Raw genomic sequence first — 17,013 nt, forward strand, 5'->3', positions numbered from 1 at the left:
AAAAAATTCCACTATAGAAATCTATAGTGGAATTTTTTTATTTATGCAGATTGATTTGAATCTTTATCGAACTTTCTATTTCCGTTTAGTTTACTATTTTTATAACCGTATGCTGCGTAAATTACTAATCCGATTACTAACCAGACTGCGAAACCTTTCCAAGTAAATGCTGAAAGTTGTAACATTAAATATACACAGAATACAACAGCTAATACTGGTACTACGGGTACCCAAGGAGTTTTGAATCCACGCTTTAATTCTGGTCGAGTTTTTCTTAAAACTAGAACACCAAGAGAAACAGCAGAGAAAGCGAATAGAGTACCGATATTTGTTAATTCAGCTAATTTACTTAATGGAATAAGGCCAGCAAATATTGCAACTAGTCCGCCAGTTACCCAAGTGCTTGTTACAGGAACTTGAGTTTTCTTGTTAACTTTTGATAATTTACCTGGTAATAAACCGTCTTTACTGATTGCATAGAATAAACGAGTTTGTCCGAACATCATTACGATTAATACAGTTGTGATACCGATGATTGCGCCAAGTGAAATGAAGCCTGCAGCCCAATCTTGGTGAATAAATGCTAGTGCAAAAGCAACAGGGTCATTAACACCTAATTGATTGAAAGGAACGATACCAGTAAGAATTAATGAAACGACAATATATAAGACTGTACAAATTGTTAAAGCAGATATAATACCGATTGGTAAGTTACGTTGAGGATTTTTAACTTCCTCAGCAGCAGTTGATATTGCATCAAATCCAAAGTAAGCAAATACTACTACTGCAGCCCCAGCTGTTACACCATGGAATCCCATTGGCATAAATGGAGTCCAGTTATGCGGTTGAACGTACCAAACACCAACTGCGATAAAAAGTGCAACTACTGCTAATTTTACAATTACCATGATCGTGTTAAGTTTTGCAGACTTTTTAACACCTCTAGTAAGAATAAACGTTACAAGTAAAACAATGATTACTGCCGGTAAATCAATATAAGTATGTTTAGACGGATCGAATGCACCTGTAACAGCTGTAGGGAGGTGTATTCCAAAACCACGTAATAAACTTTGGAAGTATCCAGACCATCCACTTGCTACTGCAGAAGATGCTAGTCCATACTCTAGAACCATGTCCCATCCTAATATCCATGCGATGACTTCACCAAAAGCAACATAACTATAAGTATAAGCACTACCTGCCTGTGGAATCATTGATGCAAATTCAGAGTAACAAAGTGCAGCGAATGTACAAGCTAAACCTGCGATAATAAATGAAATAATAAGTGCTGGACCAGCATATTTGGCTGCCGCTACACCAGTTAATACGAAAATACCTGTACCGATAATAGCACCAATACCTAACATAGTAAGATCAAATGCTCCTAGAACTGGATTAAGTGAACTAGGCGAATTATTTGTAGCTGATTTTTTTCGAAATAAATTCATATGAGCCTCCTCTAATACGATATTTGTTAGATTAATAATTTTCTAAGATGAGAGTTTTCTAATTTTGCTATAAAAAATAGAAAATTCTGACAATTAACTACAAAGTTATATAACTGTGTCGCTTAAGTGATTTTTATAATAACACACTTATAAAAATATTCAAAGAATTTTTCGACTTTTTTTTCAATTTTTTAGAAAATTTGTAGTAATTTAGACACATTACATAATGCCTAAAGGAATGGTATAAATAACCTAGTTTGAATTTATGCCATTAGTAATGTCACTTCGATAGAGAGTTAAATTTCTAAAGGGTGAAGGTGCAATCAGACATAATCATTATATTTTTGGTATTTTTTTCAAAAATTAAATAAACCTCCTTTATAGAGGTTTATTTTTGGGTCTATATTATCATTTATTGTTCTCTTAAGTGACTTAATGATACTTCTTTATCATTTTGTGGTTGATCAAGGGGATAAATTCTAGCTGTGCCTTCATTTTTATTAACATGCTGAATATAAACAGGTACCCCTTCGCAAGTAACATTAATCATACCAGGTGCGGCTACAATTTCTAATGCTCTTTCTGTATCCATAATAATACCTCCTTAAATTACTAACCTATATTATCATTTACTTAGCATAGTAATTGTATTCATTAGAGTTTAGATCTTTTAAAAAGTAGTATGTAATACAGATCTATTTTGGAATTTCCTCTCATTTTTTTGTTTAAATAGCAAAAAAACATTAAGATAAAAGTTTTAATCCCATTTCTTAACTCGTTTCTTATCTTGTTGTATGATAGCAATAGAAGCTAAAAATAAAATTGAACTACACATAAAAATTAAGCAAAATAAACCAAAAAGTATTTGCATACTAGTTCCTCCTTTTCGTTATGAAAACAGAGTAAAGTATGGAACTAGTTTCAGAGCAAGAAAAAGTTTAGAAAAGGTGACAATATGTCTAATATTAAGGATATTGCAAGGATAGCCGGAGTCTCGGTTACAACAGTCTCACGAGTTTTAAATAATGAACCTTATGTTAGTGAAGAAAAAAGAAAAGCAGTTTTGAAGGCAATTGAGTTAACGAATTATCAAAGAAATCTTAACGCAGTTAATTTAAGCAAGGGAAAAACAAATCTAATTGGAGTCGTCATTCCGTTCTCACATCATCCATATTTTGGGTTGCTAATTGATGGAATTGCGAATGAGGCGATAAAAAATAATAATAAACTAGTGCTATTTCAAACAAATTATGAAGAAAAGAGAGAATTTGAAGCATTAGAAATGTTGCAGCATAAACAAATTGATTCACTTATTATTTGTTCAAGAACTTGTTCAATAAAAACGATTGAAGAGTATATGCAATATGGTCAAATCGTATTGTTTGAAGATACTAGAAACACTGGAGTTTCTTCAACCTTTATTGATCAATACAATTGCTTTATGATAGCGCTAGAATATTTATATGATAAAGGGCATCGGAAAATTGGCTATAGTATAGGTCGTAGAACAGGTATGAATAGTAAACAAAGAGAGTCAGCCTATATTGATTTTCATTCTAAATATAATGAGCCAATAAATAACGACTTAGTATTTGATAATTGTTATTATTTTGAAGACGGTGAACGAGTTGTCCAAGCATTGCTAAAATTAAAAGATAGGCCAACAGCCCTGTTAGTTACAAGTGACCAAGTGGCTGCGGGCATACAAACTTGCTGCAATGAACATGGCATAACTATTCCAGAAGATTTAGCTATTATAGGTTTCGATAATCAACCAATCGCAAAAGTAATGAAATTAACATCAGTCGAAATTCCATTACGCGAAGTCGGAAAGAAACTATTTAATCAAGCAATTAATTCTGAAATAACACAAGAAGAGATAGCAATTAAATTAGTTGAGCGACAGACTGTATAATAAAACAAGCTAGTCAGGTACTAGCTTGTTTTATTATTAGTACGGTCGGAAGAAGTGCAAATGAATTTGTGGAAGTGCAAATAAAAAAGGTAAAACTGCAATTAAATTTGGAAAATCTGCAAATAAAATAATCAAATCTGCAATTAAAATCTGGAAAAGTGCAAATAAGACTGCGAACCACCAAGAAATAGTGCAAATGAATAAGAAAAGTAGGGGTATTAACAATAAAATAGACCGATATTCAACGTAGAAATTATGATTTGAGCTCCTCTAGGCCCATTCTGCACTATTTATCAACAAATTTCGTTACTATATCAACAAATTTCGTTACCATATCAACAAATTTCGTTACTATATCAACAAAAACCTCTACTATATCAACAAAAATAACCACGATATCAACAAAGTTCACATCTTTATCAACAAAGTTCACTAAGTGTTCGCCTTTTTCAAAATATCAGCAAGCCTTATTATTTAATAACATGATTCCATAAAGGAGACTGCTCTCTTACAACTTTCATAAACGTACGAGCAGCGCGTGATTGCCATCTGTTTTTATGCCAAGACATAATTGTTGATACGCTCCCAAAGTTTGTATCCCAATTTATGATTTTCAGTTTGTTTTGCTGCATTTCACTTAGAACTGTTACGAGTGGTAGCATCGAAATTCCTAGTCCACACATTACACATTGTTTAATTGCCTCTACACTCCAAAATTCCATTCCAGACTCAGTTGCGATGCCTTTGCTTCTTAGAAAAGCTTCAAAATAATCGCGATAGCTACCTTGTTCTGTGAGAATTATGTTTTCATTCGTATTTAGTTTAAACGATGAAAGTGTTCTAGTATCAGATTCTGGAGGAAGCAAAATAACAAGAGGTTCTTCGATAAGTGTTTCCGTGTATAGATCGGAGTCCGTTAGTGGGGCCTGTAGGAAAAAGGCAATATCAAGATCTCCTCGCCGTAATTCATCTTGTAATTCCCAGCACGAACCAGATTTCATTAATATATTTACTTTGGGATTTTGCGATCGAAATGCTTGAATGATTTGCGGAAGACGATAAATTGTTAAAGATTCAGGTGCACCAATTTTTAATGTTGATACTTCTTCATTTTCCATTTGAAACACATCTTTTGCTTTCGTATAGAGCTGAATCATTTCAATCGCATGAACTAGAAAATTTTCACCGACGTCAGTCAGTTGAACTTTTTTGCCAATACGGTCAAATAAAGGTACACCTAATTCTTGCTCAAGTGCTTGAATATGTGCGGTAACTGTAGATTGTGCATATCCGAGATGGATAGCGGCTCTAGAAAATCCACCCATATCCACTATTGACTTAAAGGTTACTAAATGACGGATTTCCATATAAACCTCCAATGTATCGGAATTTCCGATTGATTATATCGTAACTATTCATTTTACCGATTAAAAGTCGGTTCATATAATTAAAGTATACGAGATTACAATTTGTTTCAATAACTTTTGGAGGGATAATGATGAGGAATCGAAAAATTGGTTTTCTGTTGCTCAGCGGATTGATGATTGGACCTATTTTAGGTTCGGGAATTATTATTTTACCACCCGCAGTATATGAGACTGCTGGGAATTATGCTATTTTTGCATGGATTTTAATGCTTGGATTAAGTTTAATTTTTGCACTAATGTTTGGTAAATTAAGTTTGATGATTCCGGGAGATTCTGGAGTGCCATTAGCAGTTGAACGTGCATTTGGTACACAAATAAAAAATCTTTCAGCCATTTTCTTTTTATTAGCAGTTTGCTTTGGGCCTATTGCCGTTACAGGTACGGCAGGTCATTATTTACAACTACTGACGAATCAAAGTTTTTTCAATGAAAAGTGGCTAGCTTTAGGAATACTATGTTTTGTTTACATCATTTTAACGAGAAGTATAGCTGATGTTGGTAAATTTGCGTTTTTCATGTCTAGCTTCATAGTTGTGACAATGATAGTTGGGAGTGTTCACACATTATTTAAAGTTGATGGAAGCTTCACTTTAGAAAGTCCCATTACTGTTTCTAATTTTGGGAAGAGTTTACTTTTATTATTTTGGGCTTTAATTGGGTGGGAAGTAATCGGTAGCTATTCTTTAGAAGTAAAAACTCCTGAACGAACAATCCCAAGAGCAGTAATATTGAGTTTTTCTATCATAGCAGTTGTCAGTCTAACAGTCGCATTTGCTTTCCAATGGGTTCACTCTAAAAGTGGAAATAGCATGGGTCAATCATTAGCACCGTTACTTCAAAGTTTATTCGGAAGTTGGTCAACGCCGATTATATCTTCAATTACAATTGCGCTTTGCATTAGTACAGTGCTATTAGTAATCGGAGCAGTATCAAGACTAATCGCCGATCAAGCAAAAAATGGTTTATTACCTTCGTGGCTTTCTTTTAAAAATAAAAATAATGTGGCAACTCGTTCATTGCTTAGTTTGTTCTGCGTTCACATTATTGTATTTATCCTTTTTTTTAACGGTTTTCTTAGTATACAAACCCTTGTAGCAATTGCAAATGCATTCTTTCTATGTAACGCTTTACTAGGAGTTTTAGCTTGTTTTCGATTATTTGATTCTGTATTTTTTAAAATCGGTTCATTACTATTAGCAGTGAGCTTTTTAGGAATACTCTTGTTTTCTTCACCAATTATTCTTGGAGTGATTACATTAATTTCATTGTACTTTATTTGGCTTCAAAAAAGAGATTCCAAACAACATGATCATATTCTACAGGTTGGAAATGAATAAAAGGATAATAGAGAGGATGACTCATGAGTTGTCCTCTTTTTATATAAGAGAATGACAAACAAAAAGAGTGTGTGGTTTAGCATAATATAAAGATCACGAACATTAAGTGAACTATATTGATAAAGCTGTGAACTCCGTTGATATATTATTCAAACAGGTTGATATATTGTTTATATTGGAGAGTCTATCTTCAAAACTAGCCATAAACTCTGCGATACACTGAAAACTTGAGGGGATAATGTAATAAAACACAAATAATCCTTATTTTTTTGACTCAATCATGTTTTAGCAACGATTTCTTCCGTTACATCGCGAGTTTCAAGTGTTGTATTACCGAAATGAGGAGGTGCAGTTACGATATTTGTAAGATGATTTTAGTTCCTCTGCTGGACTATTGGGACGGCTTTTTTTTGAGGTGCAAATTTATAATAATTCCTTTTATTGTATATTTATGTTTGTTTTAAAAAAGGTCTATCTAAAAAATGGTATAGATTTTTCGAGGTGAAGATTAGAGAATTAATTTGATTTTTTCATTTTTATAATATTATGAGTAAATATGACGGTATTTTAAAAATATATAACTAAAATTTTACAAATATAGGATTTTTATATAAAAGTTTGGTTATAAAAGGTTGATTTAGCATATGTATAGGTTGAGTATGGTCTATAAATTATTTGGCTACTTGTTAATAATAATATAACAATATAATGAAAAAATGGATATATACTTTATGGGGAATAAAATCTGATTCACTGGTAAATCGTTGCATTTCTAGAAGAATATTTTTACTCTTTGGATCACATTTTCAAGTTGAATTGTTTCTTTTGATAATTTATATTTATACATTTTTACTATTTATTTCCAATCCGTTTAGAAAAATTAAATATAGAATTATCATTTAAGAAATTAAACAATAAAAACGGAACAACTCGAAAAAAAAATAGAGCGAGAAAAGTCCGTATTCTATATGGTTTTATGCCTTAATTTTGTTTTATTTTAAATAATTTTAAAAAAAAATAAAGTCATAATTTCTTTACATTCAAAAAATTGCTCGTTATAATGAAACCAAATTTGATAATTAGTGTGTCCTTCGGGGTCGGGTGAAAATCCCAACCGGCGGTGTTGTATATTTTTATACTAAGCCCGTGAGCTTCATATAGATTTTTTGTATGTTGCTGATCTAGTTAGAATCTAGAGCCGACAGTATAGTCTGGATGGGAGAAGGATGGAGTGCATATATGGATAGTTGTTTGTTTTTTTCAAATTTACTACTCATATAGGCTTAGTTTGTTGTGCTTAATTAGTAGGTACAACAATAGACGTGCTACAATACTATCTTTTAACAGATACATATTGTACTAACGTTTATTTAAGTATGCTTCCTTTCTTAAACATCTATTGCCCCTTAGGAGTTTTCTAAGGGGCTTTTTCACTTTTTCAAATTAATTTGAATTAGAAGGTGTGATAAGGTGGATCAACTAGTTATGAAATTAGAGATGGATCTTACAAAGTCATTTATTGGGCTTGAGTGTAATACGCTTCTTTGGAATGAGGTGACAAAACTTGTTTACTGGAATCATTGAGGAAATAGGAACAGTAAAAAATATCGTGAAAAAAGGTAAAACGTTAGTGTTAACAGTTGGAGCATTACAAATTCTTGAAGATGTTCATCTAGGAGACAGTATCTCTGTCAATGGTGTTTGTTTAACTGTTACCGATTTTACTAAAAATGAATTTTCTGTTGATGTTATGCCTGAAACATTTCAAGCATCTAATCTAAGTACATTGGCATCTGGTCAAAAAGTAAATTTAGAACGAGCAATGGCTGCAAATGGTAGGTTTGGTGGGCATATTGTATCTGGACATATTGATGGTACAGGTAAAATAGTGGCCGTTAATTCAATGGAAAATGCTGTGGTCTATAAAATTAATATTCCGAGTCGATTTGCTAAATATTGTATTCAAAAAGGTAGCATAACGATTGACGGTACAAGTTTAACAATATTTGAAGTTGAAACTGATCTTGTAATGATTTCTTTAATTCCTCATACTCGCTCACATACAATTTTAGGTAGTAAAAAAGTTGGAGAAGTTGTTAATATTGAATTTGATTTATTAGGTAAGTATGTCGAGAAAATGCTTGGTATGGCTGAGAAGAAAAAGGATTCTTCAATCACAACTTCATTTTTATCTCAAAATGGTTATATATAAAGGAGTAGGCTCATGTTCTCTAAAATAGAAGAAGCAATTGAAGACTTGAAAAATGGAAAAATAATTATTGTTTGTGATGATGAAGACAGGGAGAATGAAGGCGATTTTGTTGTCATAGGAGAATATGCAACTCCTGAAAATATTAATTTTATGGCTACATATGGCCGTGGATTAATTTGTGCGCCGGTTTCTGAGAAAATAGCAAAGAAGCTAGATTTATATGAAATGGTAGCAAAAAATACAGATTCTCATGGGACTGCTTTTACAGTAAGTATTGATCATGCTGATTCTACTACTGGTATTTCGGCATTTGAACGTTCTCATACTGTTTTGCAAATGTTAAATGAGGAATCAACTGGAGCAGATTTTAGAAGACCTGGGCATATGTTTCCACTTGTCGCTAAAAACGGAGGCGTTATTGAGCGACCAGGACATACTGAAGCAGCAGTGGATTTAGCTCGAATGGCCGGTTCAAAAGAAGTTGGTGTCATTTGTGAAATTATGAATGACGATGGAACGATGGCAAGAGTGCCAGATTTAATTCAAGTCGCAAACAAGTTTAATTTAAAAATGATTACGATTAAAGATTTAATTCATTATAGACGCGAAACTGAACAACTTGTACAAAGAGAAGTTGAAATTAAATTACCAACTGATTTTGGTGATTTTAAAATGATTGGATATACAAATGAAATCGACGGTAAGGAACATATCGCGATTGTAAAAGGTAAAGTTGACGATGGTGAGCCGGTACTTGTACGTATTCATTCGGAATGTTTAACGGGCGATGTATTCGGATCATGTCGTTGTGATTGTGGACCTCAGTTACAATCCACACTATCGATGATTGAAGAGGCTGGAAAAGGCGTAATTGTTTATATGCGCCAAGAAGGTAGAGGGATTGGATTACTCAATAAGTTACGAGCATACAAATTACAGGAAGAAGGCTTTGATACGGTTGAAGCAAATTTGAACTTAGGATTTGATGCTGATTTAAGGGATTATGCAATAAGTGCTCAAATTATTAAAGATTTAGGTATATCGAGTATTGATTTAATAACGAATAATCCAGTTAAAATAGATGCTCTAGTATCTTATGGAATACAGATAAATCATCGAGTACCAATTCAAACTGAAATGAAAATGGAAAACGAAAAATATTTAAATACAAAAATAGAAAAAATGGGACATTTACTAAACTATTAAAAATGGGAGAGATTAAGATGAAATTTGAAGGAAATTTAGTAGGATCTGGACTTAAAGTTGCGGTAATAGTAGGACGTTTTAATGAATTTATTACATCTAAATTACTTGGTGGTGCACAAGATGCATTAGTCCGTCATGGAGTAGAAGAATCAGACGTTGATGTTATTTGGGTGCCAGGAGCATTTGAAATTCCATTAATTGCAAAGAAATTAGCAGATTCAAAAAAATATGATGCAATCATCACACTTGGAACAGTTATTCGTGGGTCAACTACTCACTATGATTACGTATGTAACGAGGTAGCAAAAGGTGTTGCTGCCATTACACTACAAACTGGAGTACCTGTCATTTTTGGCGTATTAACAACTGAAAATATTGAACAAGCGATTGAAAGAGCGGGAACGAAAGCTGGTAATAAGGGCTGGGATGCTGGTATTTCTGCAATTGAGATGGCAAATTTATTAAGAGCTATTAACTAAGCATATATAATAGAAGAAACTAGTTAAAGAGAGGGGGATTTTCCCTCTCTTTTTTTTGCACATTAAGAAAGTATAAATTGGCAACGGTGAAGAAAAATCGACGTAGATGCCAATTTTAGGTATAAGTATAAGTGCAACTACCCCTCTGTCTTCGCCTGACGGCTTGCCAATCGGCGAGTTTTCTTTATCAAATATTTGACAAACCCATTCGAAATTACGTGTTAAAATAAAATTATAATTCAAAATGAAGGGATGATTCGCACAATGGCAATTTTTCAATTATCTTCAACTAACCCTGATTTTTCCTATATAATTGCAAAAAATCCCGGTTCTGGGATGAGTATAAAGACAATTAGAAAGGGAAACGCATTTGCATGGTATTCTACAGAAGATACATATAATGTGTACTTTAAAGATGCTGATAATGAAATTTCTTATAAAGAACAAGCAGAGGAAATGTTTGAATACTTAAATACGACAAGGTATTGTTCAACACTTTTCCCTTTAAATGCAATCAATTCATTTTTTTCTTCTACATTAAAAAAGCTTCATGAAAAAGATTTAGGGGAATATAAACATGGTGTATTGATTAACGCTATACATGTAAAGAATGTTAGCTACTTAAACTACTTTCAGAGACATTTAAACGAATTTGATTTAAGCTTTGAAGAACTAGCTAGTAGAACATACCAATTACGTATTCAAACAACATCAAAAACAATTCATGAACTACTTCACTATACAACAGTGCTATGTGTATTTTTAAGTATCGTTTCAGATGAATATATCGATTTTACTGATGATGTGATCAGAAAATATATAACTAGTATGCAAGTTATTGATGCACCTTACTATATACGTTATTTATTTGCTAGAAATGTGTTAAATAGCCGTAAAAAGTTTCTTGCATTTAAAAATGAACTTGAAAAAACAAATCATTATGAAATTGATTTTAAATTTGGTAATACAGCAAAGCAACGCCAGGACTGGATTTCTGAACAGTTAAAGTTTGAAGATGCGATACTTGATATCGGTTGTGGTGAAGGAGCGTATGCAATTCCGTATAGTAAAAAAATCAATGAGCACGATTATTTCGCAATTGATATCGATCCTGAAATTAGGGAGAGATTGAAATATAAAATAAATAATAAAGAGATTGAAAATATTGCAATCTATGAATCTCTATCTCATTTTCTAGAATTTTACGATTACGATTTAAATGTTGATGTATTACTAACGGAAGTTATTGAACATATGAGCGTTAAGGACGCTACAAAATTAGTAAAGAGCGTACTATCTAAAGTTAATTTTGATAATTTCATCATAACGACTCCAAATGCAGAATTTAATGGTCTTTACCAATTAGATGGATTTAGACATGATGATCATAAATGGGAAATGACAAAAGAAGAGTTTGTTAAGTGGATTGATTCAATCTTAAGTAATTCAAAATACTCTTATACATTTTCTAGTGTAGGGGATTGTGTGGATGGAGTTTCACTTTCTCAGGCAGTTGTTATAAAGCAGCAAAAAGTAAAGGAGCATCAAAAATGAAAATTTCAACAAATGTTCATACGATATTTCTTTTAGTTGGCTCTTCTGAATGTGGAAAATCAACTTTTGCAAAAAATATATTAATTCCATCATTATCTTATAAAGATGAGTCACGTAATTATAAAACGAACGTGCAGTATTTATCATCTGATGACATTAGGCGAGAAATATTAGGGGAAGATTTTGATAAGCACAGTACGATTATGCTCGAGGCGAGTGAACAGGCATTTGAATTACTATTTACTAAATTAAGAATGGTTACAACATTTCCTATTAATGCAGAATTTATTATTGTCGATACGACTGGACTATCAGAAGCATTTCGTGATCAAATCGTTGAGATTGCAAATGAAAACTCATATAATGTTGATTTAGTATTATTTGATTATAAAAACATTCGCGAGTACTATTCTTCAGATCGATCAAAGAAATTAATTGATAATCATGTAAGACGTCTTCGAACGGAAGTTATACCAAATATAAAAAGAAGTAATTATAAAAATGTTCATCGTATTCGTGAGAAGAGTTTTCTTAACCCGACTGGATTTGAGATTGAAGTGGAAAACTTGGAAGAGTACCTTTCTCGTAAGCTACCTACAAAATATAAATATACAATAGTAGGTGATATACATGAACAGGTTCTTACATTTCAAAAGCTATTAGTAAAGGCCGGTTTCACGGTTGAAAATAATCAAATTATCGAAACTGAAAAAAGTATAAATCACCGTATTTTATTGGTAGGTGATTGGATTGATAAAGGAAATAAAGTAAAAGAAATCATTGAGTTTATTTATTCTAATCGATCATGGTTTTATTTAATAAAAGGTAATCATGAAAATTTTGTAAGCAAGTATTTATTAGGACTATTAAAAGATTCTTCTATTGACCAGAGTTTAGTAGAATCTTACTTTACTTCTATTAAAACTTTGGAGAAAGATGAAGAGCTTCAAAGTAAGTTTTTGGAATTGGTTAATGAAAGTAAGGAGTTTTATCACTATATAGGTGAAGATTTTCCTTCATATTATATTACGCATGCTCCTTGTAAAAAGAAATACATTGGAAAAATGGACATTAGTTCGTCACGTCATCAACGTTCCTTCCGTATTGACCGTACTGAACCGATTCAGGAGCAACTACAGTTTTTAGCTGAAGAGGCAGTTTCAAATCATCCTTACCATGTATTTGGGCATGTGGCGAGTAAGAAGTTAATGCGTATTAAGAATAAATACGGAATTGATACGGGAGCTGCTAGTGGTAATCAACTGACCAGTATTAGAATTTATTCAAATAATCCATATTTATATAGTGTTAAATCAGTTGATGAAGATGTTGTGAGTAAAGAAGAACTACCCGAATTATTTACTACAAGAGAAAAGAGTTTCAATCTAAATGAATTAGATCAAAAGGATAAACGTCGACTGAATTATGTATTAAAGAACTCGATTAATTATATTTCGGGTACGATGAGTCCGGCTGATAAGGATACAGATGTAGATGATTTAGAGTCTTTAAAGCAAGGTCTACAATACTTTAAAGATAAAAAGATTAAGGAAGTTGTACTCCAACCGAAATACATGGGTTCAAGATGTAATATTTATTTATCTAGTTCAATTGAGGAGTGTCACGCAGTCAGCCGTAATGGATACCGTGTGAAAAATGTTGATCTTACAGGAGTTTATTCTAGTTTAATAGAGCGATTTAGCAGTTTTATGGAAAAAGAGAAAATTAAAATGCTAATTCTAGATGGAGAATTATTACCTTGGAGCGTTTTAGGCAAGGGATTAATAGAGAATAAATTCAACGTCTTATCAAAATCACTAAGATCAGAATTAAACATATTACAAGAGACTGGATTTGACGAGCACTTTAACAAATTAATCTCTCGTTATCAACAAACAGATTTTCATGATGAAGTAAATCATCATTCGAAACAAGTATTAACAAATAAATATGGTCACAATGATTATTCAACATTTAGTGCAGTAAAAGATACTTTAAAATCTCACGTACCAACTAATAAACATGAAGAGTTGCTAGATATTTACGATAAACAATTAACAATATATGGAACGAAGTCAGAAATAGAGTATAAGCCTTTTAATCTATTAAAAATGGTTTATGAAAATGGAGAAGAAAAATTACCTAAATTAAGTACTGCTGAAATTTTCTCACTCGTGTCAGATGATGAATATTTAGTTCTTTCATTAGATGATGAAGATTACTTTGAAAAAGCTAATCGTTATTATGAGACATTAACAACAGCTAGAAAAATGGAAGGGGTCGTCATAAAACCTAACCATAAATCTTTCAATAGTGCACCATTCTTAAAGGTTAGAAATGCTGACTATTTAACGCTTGTTTATGGATATGATTATAAATTAGAACATAAATATCAGAAGTTAATTAAACAAAAGCGAATCAATAAAAAGATAAATGCCTCAATCAAAGATTATGTTTTAGGGCAAAAGATGTTAGAATATCCACTATCTTCAATCTCGAATGATAATGAGCAGTATAAACAATTAATTGCAAATAAGTTATTCGAAGAACAGCAAGCAAAAGAAATCGACCCTAGATTATAAAATGAAACACCTTTTATGAACAAAACATAAAAGGTGTTTTTTTTTTAGTAAATAACAATCTGAATATTTGTTTAATCTTCCTAATTTGTGGTAGTGTAAATTTTAGTAGAAATATTTTTGAAGGTAGACGTTAAATGTTATTTTTACTAATTTTAATATTACTAGTTATTATGATCATAATGTTTTTAAATACATATCCGCATTTTGGTAAGCGATATTCAAAAGAACAAATGGAAACTTTCCAGACTTTAGATCATTATGAAAAAGGTAAATTTATAAACCAAGTTCCAACGAGTATGAGTATGGATTTTAAAACAAATATTTCTATGCTTAGAGATTTTGCTAAGAAAAGCCCAAATCGAAAACCTAAAAATGGTATTCCAATGGAAAAAATCGATGCTTCAGCATTTTATTCAAAAAATAAAGATGCTAAAATTACTTGGTTTGGCCATTCGGCGTTATTAATTGAAATCGAAGGAAAAACGATTTTAGTTGATCCGATGTTTGGGAACGCACCAACACCCTTTCCACAATTTGGCGGTAAGAGATATAGTGGTGGATTGCCGATTGAGATTAGTGAATTACCAAAAATAGACGCCGTCATTTTATCGCATGATCATTATGACCATTTGGATTACGGCACGATAAAAAAAATCAAACAGAAAGTAAATCGATTTATTGTTCCTCTAGGGGTAGGTAGTCACTTAGTGAGCTGGGGTGTCCCTAAAGAGAATATTTCTGAACATAATTGGTGGGAAGAATTTAAGTTTGAGCATTTAACATTAGCTTGTACTCCTGCAAGACATTTCTCAGGAAGAAGTTTGACGGATCGTAACAGTACTTTGTGGTGTTCATGGGTCATCATTGGAGAGAAAACGAAAATCTACTTTAGTGGAGATAGCGGTTATGCACCTCATTTTAAGGAAATTGGTGAAAAATATGGTCCGTTTGATCTAGCGCTAATGGAGTGCGGTCAATACGATAAGCGATGGTCTGCAATTCATATGTTACCGGAAGAAACTGTTAAAGCATTTATAGATGTAAAAGGTGAAGTTCTTGTACCAATTCATTTTGGTGCTTTTACATTGGCATTTCATGATTGGAATGATCCGATTGAACGGGCTGTAAAAGCGGCTAAAGAAAATGGAGTAAAGTACTCCACACCTAAAATTGGTGAAACAATCAATCTAAGCACAGGTGAATTCCCTAATTCTATTTGGTGGAAGTAAATTTGAAATTCAATATATATTTTAAGGGATGTGATCTAGTGGAAGTTTTAAAAGAAAGTGCGCAAATCATTCAAGATTTAATTTTTGAGTTAGGTTATTCAAATAAAGTTATAGAACTTCCAAATAGTGCAAGGACTGCAAAGGAAGCAGCGGATGCATTAAATTGTGAAGTGGCTCAAATAGCTAAGTCTATTATATTTAAAATAGAAAGCTCAAATAGCCCTGTATTAGTAGTAGCAAGTGGTATAAATCGAGTGAATGAGAAACAAATAGAGCAAGCTCTAAATGATCAATTAGGGAAAGCAGATGCCGACTTCGTTCGTGAACAAACAGGATTTGTAATTGGAGGAGTAGCACCAATTGGTCACAAAAACCCAATAATTACCTTTATTGATGAAGATCTATTACAGTATAGTGAAGTATGGGCTGCAGCAGGCCATCCAAAAGCAATTTTTCAGTTAACACCAACAGAACTGATTGAAATGACAAAAGGTAAGGTTGTAAAAATTAAATAATAGAATACATGACTTTAATCGTTTAGGCACATTCAAGTGTAATAAATCAGTTTTTGATTTACTATACTTAAATGTGTCTTTATTTTATTGGGAATTTTTACCTTCAAGAAAATGTTCAGAGTAAATTCGAGGGAAAGTGAGATGAATGAGTAGATGTTAAATTTTATGTGTACGACATGTGGCGTACAGTATAACAAATCTAATTATCCTCCTATGTACTGCACAATTTGTTCTGAAGAAAGACAATACATCAACCCTAATGGACAAAGTTGGACAACATTACAATTGATGAAGGAAAAAAACTTTCAAAACATTATACGTTTTGAAGAAGAGAACCTATTTAGTATACAGACTAGTCCGAAGTTTGGTATTGGGCAAACCGCCTATCTCGTTAAGAATAAAGGGTTTAATTTATTATGGGATTGTGTGTCCTATATAGATGAGAAAACTATTGAAGAAATAAAGCGCTTAGGGGGACTCGATGCAATTGCAATATCACATCCACACTACTACTCTAGTAAAATTGAATGGGCAGAAGAATTTGATGTACCAGTATACATACACGAGGATGATCAAGAGTGGGTTACGAGACAAAGCGATAAGATTATTTTTTGGTCGGGTGAATCGTTAGAGCTAGATAATGGAGTTAACATTCGCCGGCTAGGTGGACACTATAAAGGTGGGTCTGTATTAGAATGGCAAACTGGAAATGAGCAAAAAGGAGTACTGTTAACAGGAGATATAATTCAAGTAGTCGCAGATCCAAAGTGGGTAAGTTTTATGTACAGCTACCCTAATCTAATCCCATTACCTGCAAAAAAAGTTAAAGAAATATCAGAGGTTGTAGAAACGTTAAAGTTTGATAGGATTTATAATGCATTTCATGGGATTGTAAAAGAAAATGGAAAACTCGTCATTCATAATTCAGCTAATAGATATATAGAAGCATTGGAAGGGACATTATTTGATACTTAATAGACTGGAAAGGACCAATTTTTGGTCTTTTTTTGTTCTTCCCGCATTTAAGTAAAAAAACTAAAAACAAGCATACGATAAAGCAGATTGTTGATTTTTTTTAAGTAACTAAATGGCACTATATTCCTAAAAGG

The 17,013-nt window shown here is 32.4% G+C and carries 14 protein-coding genes and 1 riboswitch; of the genes, 10 read left to right on the top strand and 4 right to left on the bottom strand.

Translation table 11 applies throughout. From position 1 onward, the window contains the following. Window positions 1-41 precede the first annotated feature (41 nt). Together bcaP and ACFCYN_RS04065 are read right to left on the bottom strand one after the other, a co-directional pair. Window positions 42-1,448: a branched-chain amino acid transporter BcaP gene (gene bcaP / locus ACFCYN_RS04060; RefSeq protein ID WP_172445973.1), complete on the bottom strand. Its 1,407-nt coding sequence runs from the start codon at window positions 1,446-1,448 to the stop codon at window positions 42-44. 412 nt (window positions 1,449-1,860) lie between these two features. Continuing rightward, entirely contained in the window at window positions 1,861-2,040 is a 180-nt protein-coding gene (locus ACFCYN_RS04065) for an H-type small acid-soluble spore protein (RefSeq protein ID WP_098120152.1), read from the bottom strand. Between the two features lie 363 nt (window positions 2,041-2,403). Between ACFCYN_RS04065 and ACFCYN_RS04070 the strand changes: the two genes are divergently transcribed. Further along, on the top strand, window positions 2,404-3,363 hold the full coding sequence (locus tag ACFCYN_RS04070) for a LacI family DNA-binding transcriptional regulator (protein WP_375947697.1): 960 nt from the start codon (window positions 2,404-2,406) through the stop codon (window positions 3,361-3,363). A gap of 286 nt (window positions 3,364-3,649) precedes the next feature. On the opposite strand, the gene ACFCYN_RS04075 is transcribed toward ACFCYN_RS04070, so the two are convergent. Continuing rightward, the gene (locus ACFCYN_RS04075; protein WP_375947699.1) at window positions 3,650-3,796 is read right to left on the bottom strand and encodes a hypothetical protein; all 147 of its coding nucleotides are present in this window, start codon (window positions 3,794-3,796) and stop codon (window positions 3,650-3,652) included. Window positions 3,797-3,833: 37 nt separating this feature from the next. Continuing rightward, window positions 3,834-4,730 (bottom strand): LysR family transcriptional regulator, encoded by an 897-nt coding sequence (locus tag ACFCYN_RS04080; RefSeq protein WP_172445969.1) that lies wholly within the window; start codon window positions 4,728-4,730, stop codon window positions 3,834-3,836. Between the two features lie 131 nt (window positions 4,731-4,861). Between ACFCYN_RS04080 and ACFCYN_RS04085 the strand changes: the two genes are divergently transcribed. From ACFCYN_RS04085 to ACFCYN_RS04125, 9 genes are all read left to right on the top strand, one after another. Beyond that, complete coding sequence (locus ACFCYN_RS04085; RefSeq protein ID WP_172445968.1) at window positions 4,862-6,127, top strand: APC family permease; 1,266 nt, start codon at window positions 4,862-4,864, stop codon at window positions 6,125-6,127. A gap of 1,083 nt (window positions 6,128-7,210) precedes the next feature. Then, a riboswitch (FMN riboswitch) is annotated at window positions 7,211-7,358 on the top strand. A 333-nt stretch (window positions 7,359-7,691) separates the two neighbouring features. Continuing rightward, the gene (gene ribE, locus ACFCYN_RS04090) at window positions 7,692-8,339 is read left to right on the top strand and encodes a riboflavin synthase (RefSeq protein ID WP_172445967.1); all 648 of its coding nucleotides are present in this window, start codon (window positions 7,692-7,694) and stop codon (window positions 8,337-8,339) included. Window positions 8,340-8,351: 12 nt separating this feature from the next. Then, entirely contained in the window at window positions 8,352-9,545 is a 1,194-nt protein-coding gene (locus ACFCYN_RS04095; RefSeq protein WP_375947701.1) for a bifunctional 3,4-dihydroxy-2-butanone-4-phosphate synthase/GTP cyclohydrolase II, read from the top strand. A gap of 17 nt (window positions 9,546-9,562) precedes the next feature. Then, entirely contained in the window at window positions 9,563-10,024 is a 462-nt protein-coding gene (gene ribH, locus ACFCYN_RS04100; protein ID WP_098120670.1) for a 6,7-dimethyl-8-ribityllumazine synthase, read from the top strand. A gap of 264 nt (window positions 10,025-10,288) precedes the next feature. Then, window positions 10,289-11,578 (top strand): class I SAM-dependent methyltransferase, encoded by a 1,290-nt coding sequence (locus ACFCYN_RS04105; protein WP_375947704.1) that lies wholly within the window; start codon window positions 10,289-10,291, stop codon window positions 11,576-11,578. Next, window positions 11,575-14,160: a metallophosphoesterase gene (locus ACFCYN_RS04110; RefSeq protein WP_375947706.1), complete on the top strand. Its 2,586-nt coding sequence runs from the start codon at window positions 11,575-11,577 to the stop codon at window positions 14,158-14,160. Before ACFCYN_RS04105 ends, ACFCYN_RS04110 begins: the two co-directional genes overlap by 4 nt. 134 nt (window positions 14,161-14,294) lie before the next feature. Further along, window positions 14,295-15,389, top strand: coding sequence for an MBL fold metallo-hydrolase (locus ACFCYN_RS04115; protein WP_375947708.1), 1,095 nt, complete (start codon window positions 14,295-14,297; stop codon window positions 15,387-15,389). Window positions 15,390-15,427: 38 nt separating this feature from the next. Then, complete coding sequence (locus tag ACFCYN_RS04120; RefSeq protein WP_172445962.1) at window positions 15,428-15,904, top strand: YbaK/EbsC family protein; 477 nt, start codon at window positions 15,428-15,430, stop codon at window positions 15,902-15,904. Between the two features lie 153 nt (window positions 15,905-16,057). Then, window positions 16,058-16,879: an MBL fold metallo-hydrolase gene (locus ACFCYN_RS04125; protein WP_172445961.1), complete on the top strand. Its 822-nt coding sequence runs from the start codon at window positions 16,058-16,060 to the stop codon at window positions 16,877-16,879. The last annotated feature ends 134 nt before the right edge of the window (window positions 16,880-17,013 follow it).

The sequence above is a fragment of the Gottfriedia sp. NPDC056225 genome (genome assembly GCF_042267765.1).
Classification (GTDB): Bacteria; Bacillota; Bacilli; order Bacillales; family Bacillaceae_G; genus Gottfriedia.